Source organism: Pseudomonas citronellolis (genome assembly GCF_001586155.1).
GTDB classification, from domain to species: domain Bacteria; phylum Pseudomonadota; class Gammaproteobacteria; order Pseudomonadales; family Pseudomonadaceae; genus Pseudomonas; species Pseudomonas citronellolis.
Genome location: NZ_CP014158.1, coordinates 5,686,507 through 5,699,731, shown reverse-complemented (window position 1 = coordinate 5,699,731; position 13,225 = coordinate 5,686,507). Strand labels below are relative to the sequence as shown.

The following is a 13,225-nucleotide window of genomic DNA, read 5'->3' as shown; positions in this document are numbered from 1 at the left end:
CTCTTCGTAGGAGCGAGCTTGCTCGCGAATGGGATTTACCGGCAGCAGCTGTGTTTCGGATCGACTCCGTTCCCTCTCCCCAGCCCTCTCCCTGAAGGGAGAGGGGGCTAAACCGTGCCGAGAGAAGGAATGGTTTTAGCCGGAAACCACCGCGCCTGCCGGCTGACTCGGGAAAACCAGACCACGCCGAACGGTCCCCTCTCCCTTCAGGGAGAGGGTTAGGGAGAGGGCGCTCTTCAAGGCCAGCACCGAAGCCAACGGCAGAACACATTCGAGAGCAAGCTCGCTCCTACGAAGAGCTGCGATCCGCGCTATTTATTCCTTCGGCGGACTCAAATCCAACGCCTTCGGCGCCGGCGCGCCCTTCGCCGGCTTGGCCAACTGGCGCTGCACGTCGGCCTGGATGCCCTGCAGTACCGGCAGCAGCTCGCGCATGTTTTCCCGCACTTCCGGGTAGGGATGCTTGTCGGCGAACGCCTGCACCCGCGCCAGCAGCTGGCCGCGGGTTTCGCCGGGCAGGTGGATGAACAGCTCCGGCAGCTGCTTGGCCAGTTCGGCGCTGTACAGCACCAGGTCCTGGCGCTCGAACTGCGCGGTCAGGTCCAGGTAGTCCAGGGCGCTGCTGGTCAGCATCGCCGCCGCGGCCTTGGCTTCCTGCATGCCCTTCAGGCGCACCGGGTTGCGCTGCTCGCTCTGCGCCAGGGTCATCCAGAATTCCACCGTCAGGTTGAACAGGATGGCCTGCTCGCGCAGCGAATAGCTCATCAGGCCCAGGGCTTCTGCGCCGTAGGGCTGCTTGGCGGCGCGGAAGTCGAAGTACAGGCGCATCAGCTCCTTGAGCTTGAACAGCACCTCGCGCGCCTCGTTCTGGCGCAGCTCCAGCGGCGCGTAGATGTTCATCTGCGGGCGGAAGTTCTCCTCGCTGACCATGCGCTGATAGATCGGCCCGGTGAATTCGCCGCTGCGCCGCGGCAGGCTGTTGGCCTGGGTTTCCTCGATCTTCTTCAGCGCGTCGATCAGTTGCTGGTAGTCCTCGCTGGTCCAGGTGCGCTGGATGTCCGGGATGCGCTGGCCGAGGTAGAACAGCTCGTTGCCGGCGGCTGCGGCGGGGCGGCAGACGACCAGCAAAAGGATGGCCAGCGGCCACAGCAGGCGGCGTGTTAGGGTCGGCACGAACGGGCTTTCCTTGCGCGGGAGCGGTCGGCCTAGGTTAGCGACGGGCGGGGCCGGCGTCACCCCGCGCCTTGGTTGGGTGGAGGTGGCATGACGATCCAGGAATCCGGCGCGGTGCTGGCGGTGTTCGAGGACCTCGGCGGCTACGGCGCCCTGGCGCGCCAGGAGGGCAGCGGCGAGGGGCCGCTGGTCAACCACCTGCAGCGCGCCAACATCCAGTTGGCGAGCATCCCGGTGTTCGTCGCCAAGGGCCTGGCCGAGACTACGGTGAACGACCTGCTGGCGGCGGCCAAGGTCTCGCGGCGCACCTTCTACAAGTACTTCGACGGCAAGCTCGACGTGCTCGAGGGCATCTACCGCACCGCCGTGCAGCTGCTGCTGATGCGCTTCCGCGAGATGCGCACCGCCACCGGCAGCAGCGAGGCCTGGCTGCGCGCCATGGTCGCGCGCTTCTTCGACTACCACCAGGCGGTGGGGCCGATCATCCGCCTGATGCACGAGGAAGCGTTACGCTCCGACTCACCCCTGGCCGCGCACCGCCGCCAGGCGCTGCACGAGTTGCAGGCGCTGCTGGAGGAACGTTTCGTCGGCGAGGGCGTCAAGCATGCGCCCCTGACCTACCAGGCGCTGCTCTGGGCTCTGGAGGCAGCCTCCCACGAACTGCTCGGCGGCGCCGTGCGGCCCGACCTGGAAGAGGTCAAGCGGGTGCTCGGCGACCTGCTGGTCGACAGCCTCTGCAAGCGCACTACCTAGGTTGGGCGCAACGCGTTGGGGCGCTGTGCTCTGATCGGGCATCGACAACAACGCGCACCGGAGTGCCCCATGTCCGCAACCTACAGCCTGCAACCGCCGCTGGCGGCCGGCTTCGCCCGCCTGGGCTTCGGCGCCCTGCCGCTGGAAGCCCTGATCGACCGCTACGCGCCGAGCGAGGCCGGTTCGCGCTTCATCGAGGTGGACGGCTTCCCGATCCACTACCGCGACGAGGGCGGCCGCGACAAGCCGGTGCTGGTGCTGGTGCACGGGGTGATGGCGTCGCTGCACACCTGGGACGGCTGGGTGGCGGAGATGGCACGGCACTTCCGCATCGTCCGCCTCGACGTGCCCGGCTTCGGCCTCACCGGCGGCGGCCGCGACCGCGACTACAGCGGCGAGCGCCTGGTGAAGGTGTTCGGCCTGTTCCTCGAACGCCTGGGGCTGGACAGGGTGTCCATCGCCGGCAACTCCCTGGGCGGCTACATCGCCTGGAACTACGCCCTGGCCCAGCCGCACAGGGTGGAGCGGCTGATCCTGGTCGACCCGGCCGGCTACCACATGCAGAAGGTGCCGCTGATGATCGCCAGCGCCGCGCTGCCCGGCGCCGGCCTGCTGATGCCGGCCTGGATGCCGCGGGCCCTGGTGGCCCAGGGGATCAGGGAGGTCTACGGCAACCCGCAGCGCATCCAGCCCGGGGTGGTCGATCGCTACTACGACATCAGCCGCCGCCCGGGCAACCGTCGCGCCATGATCGACATCTTCCGCGTGCTGGTGAAGGCCAACCGCGAGGAACTGCCGGGCACCCCGGCGCGGGTGGCGCAGCTCAAGGCGCCGACGCTGCTGATGTGGGGCGAGCGCGACCGCTGGATTTCGCCGAAGCACGTGCCGCTGTGGCAGCGCGACCTGCCGGGCATCCAGGTGAAAACTTATCCCGGGGTGGGCCACATTCCCATGGAGGAAATCCCGCAGCAGACGGCGGCGGATGCGTTGCGCTTCCTGCATGCCTGATCGGGCCTGCGATGAAAAAGCCCCGGTTCGCCGGTAATGCTGTTCACTTAAGAAAGGATGCCGTTTCTCTGCCTGGGGGAAACGGTATTTTCATATGGCTGGGGCTATGGCTTGGCTTGCGAACGCGGAAACCCAGTTGCCTTGGCTTGGGTGTTTCTGCGCCGCACCGAGTCTGCCCGACCGTCTTGTTTCGCCCCCTCGGGCGAGTCCCTTTTGTCAAACGCCACAAAAGGAACCAAAAAGGCTTGCCCCGCATACGGGCCCGATGGAGCCGGGCTACCCTCGCGAATTCCCCCGCCACGGAGGCCCGCCCCGAGGGTACGTCCCTGTAGCCCATCGGGGCTCTCGCGACATCCATGTCGCATGACCTCCTGAGCGCGGGTTTCGCTCGGCCTTCTGAAGGGGCGTTTCGGAGTGCGCGGATGTTTCTCTGGAAGTCTCAAGAGCAAAAGCCAGAGCCAATGCGCTTTGGCTTTTCGTAGGAGCGAGCTTGCTCGCGAACCCAGGGCTCGCGTTCTCGGGAATGACGAGAAGAGGTAGGCGTTCCGGGATGACGCCGAACTCCCCGCACGCTCCGAATAGCCCCCTCTCCCTTTGGGAGAGGGCTGGGGTGAGGGAGCGAAGCCAGGCTGGCGCACCTTCGCTGAACCACCACCTATCGCTTAAGTGAACAGCATTACCGGTTCGCCGGGGCTTTTTCGTTGTGCAGGGGAAACGCCTCTCGTGCGGACATAGGCGCAGGCTGCGCCGAGGTGCTTTTCGTAGGATGGGTTGAGCTTGCGAAACCCATCGGGCCAGGGTGATGGGTATCGCTTCGCTCAACGCCATCCTACGAAAAGCCGTAACACCAACGCCCCGACGAGGCGGGGCGTTGTGGGAAAGCCGGAATCAACCCGCATGCGCCATCGGCTGCGGATCGTATTCCTTGCGCACCTGGTACAGCAGGTCGAGGTTGTCGTGCTGCCACGGGTGGAAGTCCTTGCGGAAGAAGTCGCGGTATTCGCGCAGCAGCGGGCGGAACACGCCGTCCTTGCCCCAGCTCCATTTCAGGCCGTCGCGCCAGACGCGCCAGTTCCACAGCAGGCCGTCGCGCTTGAGCATGTGCACCAGGCCGCGGAAGGTGTCGAGGACGAAGAAGAAGGTCGCCATCACCATCGCCCGGCGCAGCAGGCGGCGGCTGCCGCAGACCTGGTTGTAGACGTCGAAGGCCACCGCCTTGTGCTCGGTTTCCTCCAGCGCGTGCCAGCGCCACAGGCGTTGCATCACCGGCTCGGCGCCTTCCAGGGTGCGCGGGTTGGTGAGCAGGCCGTTGGCCATGATCGCGGTGATGTGCTCCAGCGCCGCGGTGGCCGCCAACTGGCGGCGGGTGCTGAACTTCTTCTGGGTGTAGCGGATGCGCGCCTGGGCCAGTTTCTCGATGCGCGTGATGTCGTAGCCCTGGTCCTTCAGGCGCTGGCTGTACACCAGGTGCTCGCGGCTGTGGTGGCCTTCCTGGCCGATGAAGCCGCGGATCTGCTCCTTGAGCACCGGGTCGGCGATCTGCTCGCGGAAGTTGCGCACCGAGTCGATGAAGAAGCGTTCGCCGTCGGGGAAGAGCACCGACATGGCGTCGAACAGGTGCGACTTGAAGGCGTCCCCGCCGTGCCAGTGGCGCGGCAGCGGATCGGGCAGCTCGAAGTCCATGTGCCGTGGCTTGATTTCCAGTCCTGCGGGGGTCGTGCTGGCCATGACGGCTCCATTGTTGTGGGTTTCCATGGCACCGATCTTGGGCTTGCGGGGGAAGGCTCACAAGGTTATCTTCTGCCAACTTTCCGGTCATATCCGGCCAGCGGTCAGAACAAGAAGAAGCCCATGAAGCAACCGCTCACCTTCACCGCCGAACTGGTTCCCGTGGCCTACGCCCAGGCCCTGCTCGACCTCGCCGAGGAGCTCGGCGTGCCGCGCCAGCGCCTGCTCGAACTGGCCCGGGTGCGCCCCGAAGTGCTGCAAAGCCCGGCCGGGCGCCTGTCCTTCGTCGACTTCAACCTGCTCGCCGGCGCCGCCCTGGCCAACTGCGGCGAGCCGGCCTTCGGCCTGCTGCTGGGCCAGCGCCTGAACGTCTCCACCCACGGCATCCTCGGCTACGCGGTGCTGTCCAGCGCCAACCTGGAAAAGGCCATCGACTTCGCCCTCAAGTACTACCGCGTGCTGGGCCTGGCCTACGACCTGGAGCGCGTCGAGGAGCAGGACCGCTCGCAGCTGCGCGCCAGCGAGTCGATTCCCCTGGGGCCCATGCAGCGCTTCGCCGGCGAGGGCCTGATGACCAGCCTGTACACCATCGCCCGCTTCCTCGTCGGCGAGCCGCTGCAGGGCGTGGAGGTCGGTTTCGCCTTCCCCGCGCCGCCCTATGCCGAGCGCTACACCGAGGTGTTCGGCGTGGCGGCGGCCTTCGACCAGCCGTTCCACTTCATCAGCCTGCCGCGGGAATACCTCAATCGCCCCATGGCCCTGGCCAACCCGGCCACGGTGCAGATGTGCGAGCAGCAGTGCGAGGCGCTGCTGGCCAGCTTGGACGTGCAGGAAGGCCTGCTCACCCGCATCCGCCGCCTGCTGCTGGCGCGCCCCGGCGAGTTCCCCGACCTGGACACCGCCGCCCGCGAGCTGCATACCAGCGGCCGCAGCCTGCGCCGGCACCTGTCCAGCCTGGGCACCACCTACCAGCAGGTGCTGGACGACGTGCGCAAGCGCCTGGCCCTGCAGTACCTCACCACCACCCACCTGCCGCTGTACGAGATCGCCCTGCTGCTGGGCTTCAACGACCCGTCGAACTTCCGCCGGGCGTTCCGCAAGTGGACCGGCAAGCTGCCCACCGACTACCGCGCCGACTGAACACGGGGAGTTGAAGCGCAGCGGCTTTGCCGTCACCCTTGGCGTTTGTCGAAACCTGCCAGGAAATACCCCATGGACGCCGCCCAGCCCGCGCTGATCCGCGAAACCTTCCCCGTCGGCCCCCTGCAGTGCAACTGCACCATCATCGGCGACCCCGTGACGAAGAAGGCCATCGTGGTCGACCCGGGCGGCGACCACGAGCTGATCCTGCAGCGCCTCGACGCCCTGGGCCTGAAGGTCGTCAGCATCATCCACACCCATGCGCACCTGGACCACTTCCTCGCCTCCGGGCAGATGAAGGAGAAGACCGGCGCCACCCTGCACCTGCACCAGGGCGACCAGTTCCTCTGGGACAACCTGGAGATGCAGTGCCGCATGTTCGGTGTGCCCTACAAGCCGGTGCCTTCGCCGGACCAGTGGCTGCAGGACGACGAGGAACTGGCCTGCGGCTGCGGCGTGGCGCTGCACACCCCGGGGCACACGCCGGGCTCGATGAGCTTCTGGTTCCCCGGCGCCAGGCTGCTGATCGCCGGCGACACCCTGTTCCGCCGCGGCATCGGCCGCACCGACCTGTGGGGCGGCGACTACGCCACCATCGAGCGTTCGATCAAACAGCGCCTGTACAGCCTGGACGAGGAGGCCACTGTGGTCACCGGCCACGGTCCGGACACGCGCCTGGGCGATGAAATGCGCGAGAATCCCTTCATTCGTGCTTAAGGTTGTTGTGGAATCTTTTGCACGTTCCAAGCTCTAACTTGCCGCCCGGGAAAGGGCGTATCGCTTTCAAGGAGTCCTCCTTCATGTTCACCGCACGTCGTCTGTCCATGGTCGCGGCCGTCACCGCCTTCGCTCTCATGGCCGGTTGCGCCTCGCAGAATCCCTATGACCCCAACACCCAGGTTCCGCAGGAGGGCGGCGTGAGCAAGACCGCCAAGTACGGCGGCCTGGGCGCGCTGGCCGGCGCCGTGGCCGGCGCGGCGATCAACCACGACAACCGCGGCAAGGGCGCGCTGATCGGCGCCGCAGTGGCCGGCATGGCCGGCGCCGGCTACGGCTACTACGCCGACAAGCAGGAAGCCCAGCTGCGCCAGCAGATGCAGGGTACCGGCGTGCAGGTGCAGCGCCAGGGCGATGACATCAAGCTGATCATGCCGGGCAACATCACCTTCGCCACCGATTCGGCGAACATCGCCCCGTCCTTCTACGCGCCGCTGAACAACCTGGCGAACTCCTTCAAGCAGTTCAACCAGAACAGCATCGAGATCGTCGGCTACACCGACAGCACCGGCAGCCGCCAGCACAACATGGATCTGTCGCAGCGCCGGGCGCAGAGCGTGGCGACCTACCTGACTTCGCAAGGCGTCGACGGCACCCGCGTGAGCACCCGCGGCATGGGGCCGGACCAGCCGATTGCCAGTAACTCCACTGCTGATGGTCGTGCGCAGAACCGTCGCGTCGAGGTGAACCTGAAGGCCCTGCCGGGCGCCCAGGGCACCGCGCCGCAGGGTGGCCAGCAGCAGTATCAGTAAGCGTTGCCTGGATGAAGAAAGCCCGCCGGTTCAGGCTGTGTGAAAACCCGAGCGGCTCTTCGAAGAGTGCGTTCCTACGTGAAATCTGAAAAGGCTTGGCTATTCAGCCAACCCAGAATCCGCGTAGAAACGCGAAATCCAGGTTGTTTTTTAACCAGCTGGACCGATCCGGAGGTTTTCACACGGCCTGGGTTGGCGGGCTTTTTGTTGGGACAGGGGTATTGGTCGTGCCACCGGGGCGTCCGGCGTGGTCGGCGCCCTACGCCAGGCTTGACCGTGACGTAGGGCGCATAACCGTTCGCGGTTATCCGCCGCTTCACCTTCACCACAACCCACGCCAAGGTCGAACCCGAAGTCGCCTCGGGCCAAGGCCAGACGGCGGATAACGCCGTAGGCGTTATGCGCCCTACGCGGGGTTTGACCGGGACGTAGGGCGGATAACCGTTCGCGGTTATCCGCCGTTTCACCTTCACCACAACCCGCGCCAAGCCCCGTAGGATGGGTTGAGCGAAGCGATACCCATCACCAGGGTTCGATGGGTATCGCAAGCTCAACCCATCCTACGAAAAGCGCCTCGGCGTATGCGGCCCCACCCGAAAAGCGCACCCCCTCAAGCCTTGGCTCCCGCCGGATACTCCCGGTGCAACTGCGCCAGCATCTGATCCTTGCGCTCCCACAGCTGGTTCACCCAGCGCTGGAACTCCGCGCGGTAGTCCGCATCCTGGTCATAGCTCTTGCCGATGAACTGCCGCGGGATCTCCATTTCCTCGAAGCGCACCACCACGCGCTTCAGGCGCCCGGACAGCAGGCACCAGAAGGTCGGGCTGCCGTCGGGGTAGTGGATGGTCACGTTGACCAGGGTGCGCAGCTGCTCGCCCATGGCGTCGAGGACGAAGGCGATGCCGCCGGCCTTGGGCTTGAGCAGGTGCTGGAACGGCGAGCCCTGCTCGTCGTGCTTGGCGCGGGTGAAGCGGGTGCCTTCGAGGAAGTTGAAGATGGCCACCGGGATGCGCTTGAACTTGGCGCAGGCCTTGCGGGTGGTGGCCAGGTCCTGGCCCTGCTTCTCCGGGTGTTTCGCCAGGTAGGCCTTGCTGTAGCGCTTCATGAAGGGGAAATCCAGCGCCCACCAGCACAGGCCGATGACGGGCACCCAGATCAGCTGCTGCTTGAGGAAGAAGCGCAGCAGCGGGATGCGCCGGTTGAGCTGGTACTGCAGGACCAGGATGTCGACCCAGCTCTGGTGGTTGCTGGTGACCAGGTAGGAATGGTCGTACTCCAGGCCTTCCAGGCCCTGGACGTTCCAGCCGGTGCGTTGCACTAGGTTCATCCAGCCCTTGTTGCAGCTGATCCAGCCTTCGGCGATCAGCCCCATGATCCGCCGGCAAACCGCCTGGGCTGGGGCGAAGGGCAGCAGCAGCTTGAACAGCGTCATGCCGAACAGCGGGACGCACCAGCACAGGGTGCTGAGGATCAGCAGCAGGCCGGCGAGCGAGCCGCGCAGGGCATGGGGAAGGAAGTTGAGCATGGATGTTCCTTGTACATGGGCGACGCTCGGCGGCGGCGCGTGGTCGGGGTTCCGGCCCCGTCGTTTCGGGTGGCACCTTCCTGTGCCGGCGTTGGCCTGGGCCGCCCGCGGGCGGCCCTCCTTGGAGTCAGGTCTGTTGCGTGTCGGCCTGGATCGCGGTGAGCGCGATGGTGTAGACGATGTCTTCCACCAGGGCGCCGCGCGACAGGTCGTTCACCGGCTTGCGCAAGCCTTGCAGCATGGGGCCGATGCTGATGCAGTCGGCGCTGCGCTGCACCGCCTTGTAGGTGGTGTTCCCGGTGTTCAGGTCGGGGAACACGTACACCGTGGCGCGGCCGGCCACCGGGCTGTCGGGGGCCTTCTGGCGGCCGACGCCGGCGACGGCGGCGGCATCATACTGCAAGGGCCCGTCGATCAACAGATCGGGGCGTTTTTCCTGCGCGATACGCGTCGCTTCCCGCACTTTGTCGACATCCGCGCCGGTTCCGGAGTCCCCCGTGGAGTAGCTGATCATCGCCACCCGCGGGACGATGCCGAAGGCCTGCGCCGAGTCGGCACTCTGCAGGGCGATCTCGGCCAGGTCACTGGCCGAAGGATCGGGATTCACCGCGCAGTCGCCGTAGACCACCACCTGGTCGGGCAGCAGCATGAAGAACACCGAGGACACCAGGTTGTAGCCGGGCGCGGTCTTGATCAGCTGCAGCGCCGGGCGGATGGTGTTGGCGGTGGTGTGGATGGCGCCGGAGACCAGGCCGTCCACTTCCTCCAGGGCGAGCATCATGGTGCCCAGCACCACGTTGTCTTCCAGCTGCTGCTCGGCCATGGGCGCGTTGAGGTTCTTGCCCTTGCGCAGCTTCACCATGGGCTCGACGTAGCGGCTGCGCACCAGGTCCGGGTCGATGACCTCCAGGTCCGCCGGCAGGGCGATGCCGAGCATCTGCGCCACCGCCTGGACGTCGTCGGGCTTGGCCAGCAGCACGCAGCGGGCGATGCCGCGGGCGTGGCAGATCACCGCCGCCTGCACGGTGCGCGGCTCGCTGCCCTCGGGCAGGACGATGCGCTTGCCGGCGCGGGCGGCGCGCTGCGTCAGCTGGTAGCGGAACACCGGCGGCGACAGGCGCGGCTCGTGGGGCGCGCCGCAGCGCTCGCGCAGCCATTCGAAGTCGATGTGCCCGGCGACGTATTCGGTGACGTGCTCGGCGCGCTCGCGGTCGTCGATGGGGATTTCCTTGTTCATCCGCGTCAGGTCGCCGGCGGTGTCGTAGGAGCCGGTGTTCACCGTCAGCACCGGCAGGCCGCTCTGCAGGGCGCTGCGGCACAGCTCCATGATCCGCGCGTCCGGCGCCAGGCCGCTGCACAGCAGCAGGCCGGCCAGGGGCACGCCGTTCATGGCCGCCAGGCAGGCGGCGAGGATGATGTCGTCGCGGTCGCCCGGCACCACCACCAGCACGCCGGGCTTGAGCAGGTGCACGGTGTTCGGCGCCGAGGGCGCGCAGAGGATGATCTTCTGCACCCGGCGCTGCTCGTAGTCGCCGGCGTTGAGCACGCTGGCGTTGAGCAGGTCGGCCACGTCGCGGGTGCGCGGGGCGTTGAGGTCGTCCTGCCAGGGGATGCAGCCGAGCAGGCGGAACTCGCCGCCGCGCATCAGCGCCGAGTGCTCGCTCAGGCGCGAGGCGAAGCGCTGGGCGGCGGCCTCGCCTTCCAGCGGGCGGCCTTCCTCGTCGACGTCGCGGACCTTGTTGAGGATCACCCCGAGCAGCTTCGGGTCGTGGGCGCCGCCGAACAGCTGGGCCTGGATTTCCAGGCGGTCGCACAGCTCGTTGAGCGTCTCGTTCTCCGGCGCCGAGACGAGGATGACCTCGGCGTCGGTGCTCTTGGCCAGGTGGAAGTTGATGCGCGCGGCGTAGCTGACGTGGCGGGTGGGGACCATGCCCTCGATGATCATCACGTCCTGGCCTTCGGCGGCGGCCCGGTACTCGTGGATGATGCCTTCGAGCAGGTCGTCCAGCAGGCCGTCGCCGAGCATCCGCTCGACCTTGCCCAGGGGCAGCGGGGTGGGCGGCTTCAGGCCGTGGGTGCGGGCCACCAGCTCGCTGGAGCGTTCCGGGCCGTCGTCGCCGGGTTGCGGCTGGGCGATGGGTTTGTAGAAGCCGACCTTCAGGCCGGCGCGCTGCAGGGCGCGGATCAGCCCGAGGCTGATGGAGGTGAGGCCGACGCCAAAGCCGGTCGGGGCGATGAAGAAGGTATGCATCCGGGCTCCTTAAGCCGTTCGGGTTCGCTGCGGCCCTTGTGGGGCCGGGGAGGCAATCTTCAGCCGAGCACGGCCAGGGTGTCGAGGGCGATCTGGCGTTCCTCGTTGGTCGGGATCACCAGCACCCGCGGATGGCCCTGGGCGTGGATCGGCCCCTCGACGCCGCGCACGCAGCGGGCGTTGGCCTCGCCGTCGAGCTGCAGGTTCATCACGTGCAGGTGCTGCACCGTGAGGTTGCGCACCAGGGGCGAGTTCTCGCCGATGCCGCCGGTGAAGATCAGCCCGTCCAGGCGCGGCAGGGCGCAGGTCATGGCCGCCAGGGACTTGGCCAGGCGGTAGCAGAACACCTCGATGGCCAGCGCCGCGTTGGCGTGGCCCTGCTCGCGGGCGTGCTCCAGGGTGCGCATGTCGTTGGACAGGCCGGACAGCCCGAGCAGGCCGCTGTCGTGGTTGAGCATGTGGTCGATCTTTTCCAGGCTCCAGCCCAGGGTGCGCGCCAGGTGGCTGTGCAGGTTGGGGTCGACGTCGCCGCTGCGGGTGCCCATCACCAGGCCTTCCAGGGGTGTCAGGCCCATGCTGGTGTCGCGGCTCTGGCCCTCGGCGATGGCGCAGGTGGAGCTGCCGTTGCCCAGGTGCGCGGATATCCAGTAGCTGTCGCCCAGGGCCAGGCCGCTGATCTCGGCGGCGCGGTGGCTGACGTAGCGGTGGCTGGTACCGTGGAAGCCGTAGCGGCGCACGTGCTGTTCGCGGTACAGCGGCTCCGGCAGGGCGTAGCGGTAGGCGCGCGGCGGCAGGCTCTGGTGGAAGGCGGTATCGAACACGGCGACGTGGGGCAGCTGTGGATAAAGCGCCATGGCCGCCTCGATGCCCAGCAGGTTGGCCGGGTTGTGCAGCGGCGCCAGGGGCACGGTGTCGCGGATCGCCTGGAGCACCTCGGCGTCGATCCGGCAGGCCTGGGTGAAGCGCTCGCCGCCGTGCACCACGCGGTGGCCGATGGCGTGCAGCGGGCCCTTAACGGCCTGCTCCACCAGCGGCAGCAGGCGCGCCAGGGCGACTTCGTGGCCGGCGCCGTCGCCCAGTTCCAGGCTGTCGCGCTGGCCGCCGCGGACCCAGCCGAGCACCGCGCCGGGCTCGCCCAGGCGCTCGGCCAGGCCGTGGAGGACGAAGCCCTCGCGGTCCTCGCCGGCCAGGGCGAACTTGATCGAGGAACTGCCGCAGTTGATTACCAGGATGTTGCGTGCCGCCATGCTCGTCTCAGTCCTTGTCGTCGGAGTGGGTTGCCCGGGCGCACCAGCCGCAGGCGAAGGGCCGGCCGATCAGCGCCGCGCGCGCCTCGGCGTCCAGCACCCAGGGGCGCGACTGCCAGGGCGGCTGGTGGCGCAGGTGCTGGGTGTGGCCGCAGGACAACACTGCCACCCAGTGGCCGTCCTCGTCCTGATGGAAGTCAAGCAGGCGCGGCGGCTCGCGCACGGGCCATCCGTCCGCCTTCGGGTCGCTTTCATCCCCGGCCCGGCGTAGACTTGTCCGCTCAACTTCTTTTTCCGAAAGGTTCTTCCCCATGCAGATCGCAGCCAACAAGGCGGTTTCCATCGACTATACCCTGACCAACGACGCAGGTGAGGTCATCGACAGTTCCGCCGGCGGCGCTCCGCTGGTGTACCTGCATGGTGCCGGCAACATCATCTCCGGTCTGGAGAAGGCCCTGGAAGGCAAGCAGGTCGGCGACGAACTGGACGTGGCCATCGAGCCGGGCGAAGCCTACGGCGAATACAGCGCCGAGCTGGTCGCCACCCTGAGCCGCGAAATGTTCGAAGGCGTCGACGAGCTGCAGGTCGGCATGCAATTCCACGCTTCCGCTCCGGACGGCGGCATGCAGATCGTCACCATCCGCGACATCGACGGCGACGACGTGACCGTCGACGGCAACCACCCGCTGGCCGGCCAGCGCCTGAACTTCAAGGTCAAGGTGGTCAACGTGCGCGAAGCTTCCGAGGAAGAAGTCGCCCACGGCCACATCCATGGCGAGGGCGGCCACCACCACTGAGGTGTTTCGTCGGGCCGATTGATGGCCCGGTGACACCCGGTCGGAGCTGCTAAGCTTGTACCCGTGAAAGGCGC

12 protein-coding genes are annotated in these 13,225 nt (G+C 67.4%); 6 read left to right on the top strand and 6 right to left on the bottom strand.

Annotated features, from left to right (window positions below; all coding sequences use genetic code 11):
- Positions 1-315: 315 nt before the first annotated feature.
- On the bottom strand, positions 316-1,173 hold the full coding sequence (locus PcP3B5_RS24965; protein ID WP_009616021.1) for a hypothetical protein: 858 nt from the start codon (positions 1,171-1,173) through the stop codon (positions 316-318).
- A gap of 90 nt (positions 1,174-1,263) precedes the next feature.
- Here PcP3B5_RS24965 and PcP3B5_RS24960 point away from each other — a divergent pair, with 90 nt between their 5' ends.
- Together PcP3B5_RS24960 and PcP3B5_RS24955 are read left to right on the top strand one after the other, a co-directional pair.
- Positions 1,264-1,926 (top strand): TetR/AcrR family transcriptional regulator, encoded by a 663-nt coding sequence (locus PcP3B5_RS24960; RefSeq protein ID WP_061562682.1) that lies wholly within the window; start codon positions 1,264-1,266, stop codon positions 1,924-1,926.
- A gap of 69 nt (positions 1,927-1,995) precedes the next feature.
- Complete coding sequence (locus tag PcP3B5_RS24955) at positions 1,996-2,934, top strand: alpha/beta fold hydrolase (RefSeq protein WP_061562681.1); 939 nt, start codon at positions 1,996-1,998, stop codon at positions 2,932-2,934.
- 888 nt (positions 2,935-3,822) lie between these two features.
- On the opposite strand, the gene PcP3B5_RS24950 is transcribed toward PcP3B5_RS24955, so the two are convergent.
- The gene (locus PcP3B5_RS24950) at positions 3,823-4,662 is read right to left on the bottom strand and encodes a metal-dependent hydrolase (protein WP_061562680.1); all 840 of its coding nucleotides are present in this window, start codon (positions 4,660-4,662) and stop codon (positions 3,823-3,825) included.
- 123 nt (positions 4,663-4,785) lie between these two features.
- Between PcP3B5_RS24950 and PcP3B5_RS24945 the strand changes: the two genes are divergently transcribed.
- The 3 genes from PcP3B5_RS24945 (at position 4,786) to PcP3B5_RS24935 (ending at position 7,331) form a co-directional block, all read left to right on the top strand.
- On the top strand, positions 4,786-5,802 hold the full coding sequence (locus tag PcP3B5_RS24945; RefSeq protein WP_061562679.1) for an AraC family transcriptional regulator: 1,017 nt from the start codon (positions 4,786-4,788) through the stop codon (positions 5,800-5,802).
- Between the two features lie 72 nt (positions 5,803-5,874).
- On the top strand, positions 5,875-6,519 hold the full coding sequence (locus tag PcP3B5_RS24940; protein WP_009616027.1) for an MBL fold metallo-hydrolase: 645 nt from the start codon (positions 5,875-5,877) through the stop codon (positions 6,517-6,519).
- Between the two features lie 83 nt (positions 6,520-6,602).
- Positions 6,603-7,331: a YiaD family glycine zipper/OmpA-like lipoprotein gene (locus PcP3B5_RS24935; RefSeq protein ID WP_009616028.1), complete on the top strand. Its 729-nt coding sequence runs from the start codon at positions 6,603-6,605 to the stop codon at positions 7,329-7,331.
- Positions 7,332-7,941: 610 nt separating this feature from the next.
- Here the strand turns inward: PcP3B5_RS24935 and PcP3B5_RS24930 are convergent.
- The 4 genes from PcP3B5_RS24930 to PcP3B5_RS24915 form a co-directional block, all read right to left on the bottom strand.
- Positions 7,942-8,856 (bottom strand): acyltransferase, encoded by a 915-nt coding sequence (locus PcP3B5_RS24930; RefSeq protein WP_061562678.1) that lies wholly within the window; start codon positions 8,854-8,856, stop codon positions 7,942-7,944.
- A gap of 127 nt (positions 8,857-8,983) precedes the next feature.
- The gene (pta, locus tag PcP3B5_RS24925; RefSeq protein ID WP_061562677.1) at positions 8,984-11,107 is read right to left on the bottom strand and encodes a phosphate acetyltransferase; all 2,124 of its coding nucleotides are present in this window, start codon (positions 11,105-11,107) and stop codon (positions 8,984-8,986) included.
- Positions 11,108-11,166: 59 nt separating this feature from the next.
- Positions 11,167-12,354, bottom strand: coding sequence for an acetate kinase (locus PcP3B5_RS24920; RefSeq protein WP_061562676.1), 1,188 nt, complete (start codon positions 12,352-12,354; stop codon positions 11,167-11,169).
- Between the two features lie 7 nt (positions 12,355-12,361).
- Complete coding sequence (locus PcP3B5_RS24915; RefSeq protein WP_082816460.1) at positions 12,362-12,697, bottom strand: DUF3565 domain-containing protein; 336 nt, start codon at positions 12,695-12,697, stop codon at positions 12,362-12,364.
- On the opposite strand from PcP3B5_RS24915, the gene slyD reads away from it, so the two are divergent.
- Positions 12,666-13,151, top strand: coding sequence for a peptidylprolyl isomerase (gene slyD / locus PcP3B5_RS24910; protein ID WP_009616033.1), 486 nt, complete (start codon positions 12,666-12,668; stop codon positions 13,149-13,151). The genes PcP3B5_RS24915 and slyD overlap by 32 nt on opposite strands.
- Positions 13,152-13,225: the final 74 nt, after the last annotated feature.

Excerpts from the sequence above, each read along its gene's own strand:
- PcP3B5_RS24960 (WP_061562682.1), top strand. The coding sequence starts at position 1,264 with ATGACGATCCAGGAATCCGGCGCGGTGCTGGCGGTGTTCGAGGACCTC.
- PcP3B5_RS24955 (WP_061562681.1), top strand. The coding sequence starts at position 1,996 with ATGTCCGCAACCTACAGCCTGCAACCGCCGCTGGCGGCCGGCTTCGCC.
- PcP3B5_RS24950 (WP_061562680.1), bottom strand. The coding sequence starts at position 4,662 with ATGGCCAGCACGACCCCCGCAGGACTGGAAATCAAGCCACGGCACATG.
- PcP3B5_RS24945 (WP_061562679.1), top strand. The coding sequence starts at position 4,786 with ATGAAGCAACCGCTCACCTTCACCGCCGAACTGGTTCCCGTGGCCTAC.
- PcP3B5_RS24940 (WP_009616027.1), top strand. The coding sequence starts at position 5,875 with ATGGACGCCGCCCAGCCCGCGCTGATCCGCGAAACCTTCCCCGTCGGC.
- PcP3B5_RS24935 (WP_009616028.1), top strand. The coding sequence starts at position 6,603 with ATGTTCACCGCACGTCGTCTGTCCATGGTCGCGGCCGTCACCGCCTTC.
- PcP3B5_RS24930 (WP_061562678.1), bottom strand. The coding sequence starts at position 8,856 with ATGCTCAACTTCCTTCCCCATGCCCTGCGCGGCTCGCTCGCCGGCCTG.
- pta (WP_061562677.1), bottom strand. The coding sequence starts at position 11,107 with ATGCATACCTTCTTCATCGCCCCGACCGGCTTTGGCGTCGGCCTCACC.
- PcP3B5_RS24920 (WP_061562676.1), bottom strand. The coding sequence starts at position 12,354 with ATGGCGGCACGCAACATCCTGGTAATCAACTGCGGCAGTTCCTCGATC.
- slyD (WP_009616033.1), top strand. The coding sequence starts at position 12,666 with ATGCAGATCGCAGCCAACAAGGCGGTTTCCATCGACTATACCCTGACC.
- PcP3B5_RS24915 (WP_082816460.1), bottom strand. The coding sequence starts at position 12,697 with ATGGAAACCGCCTTGTTGGCTGCGATCTGCATGGGGAAGAACCTTTCG.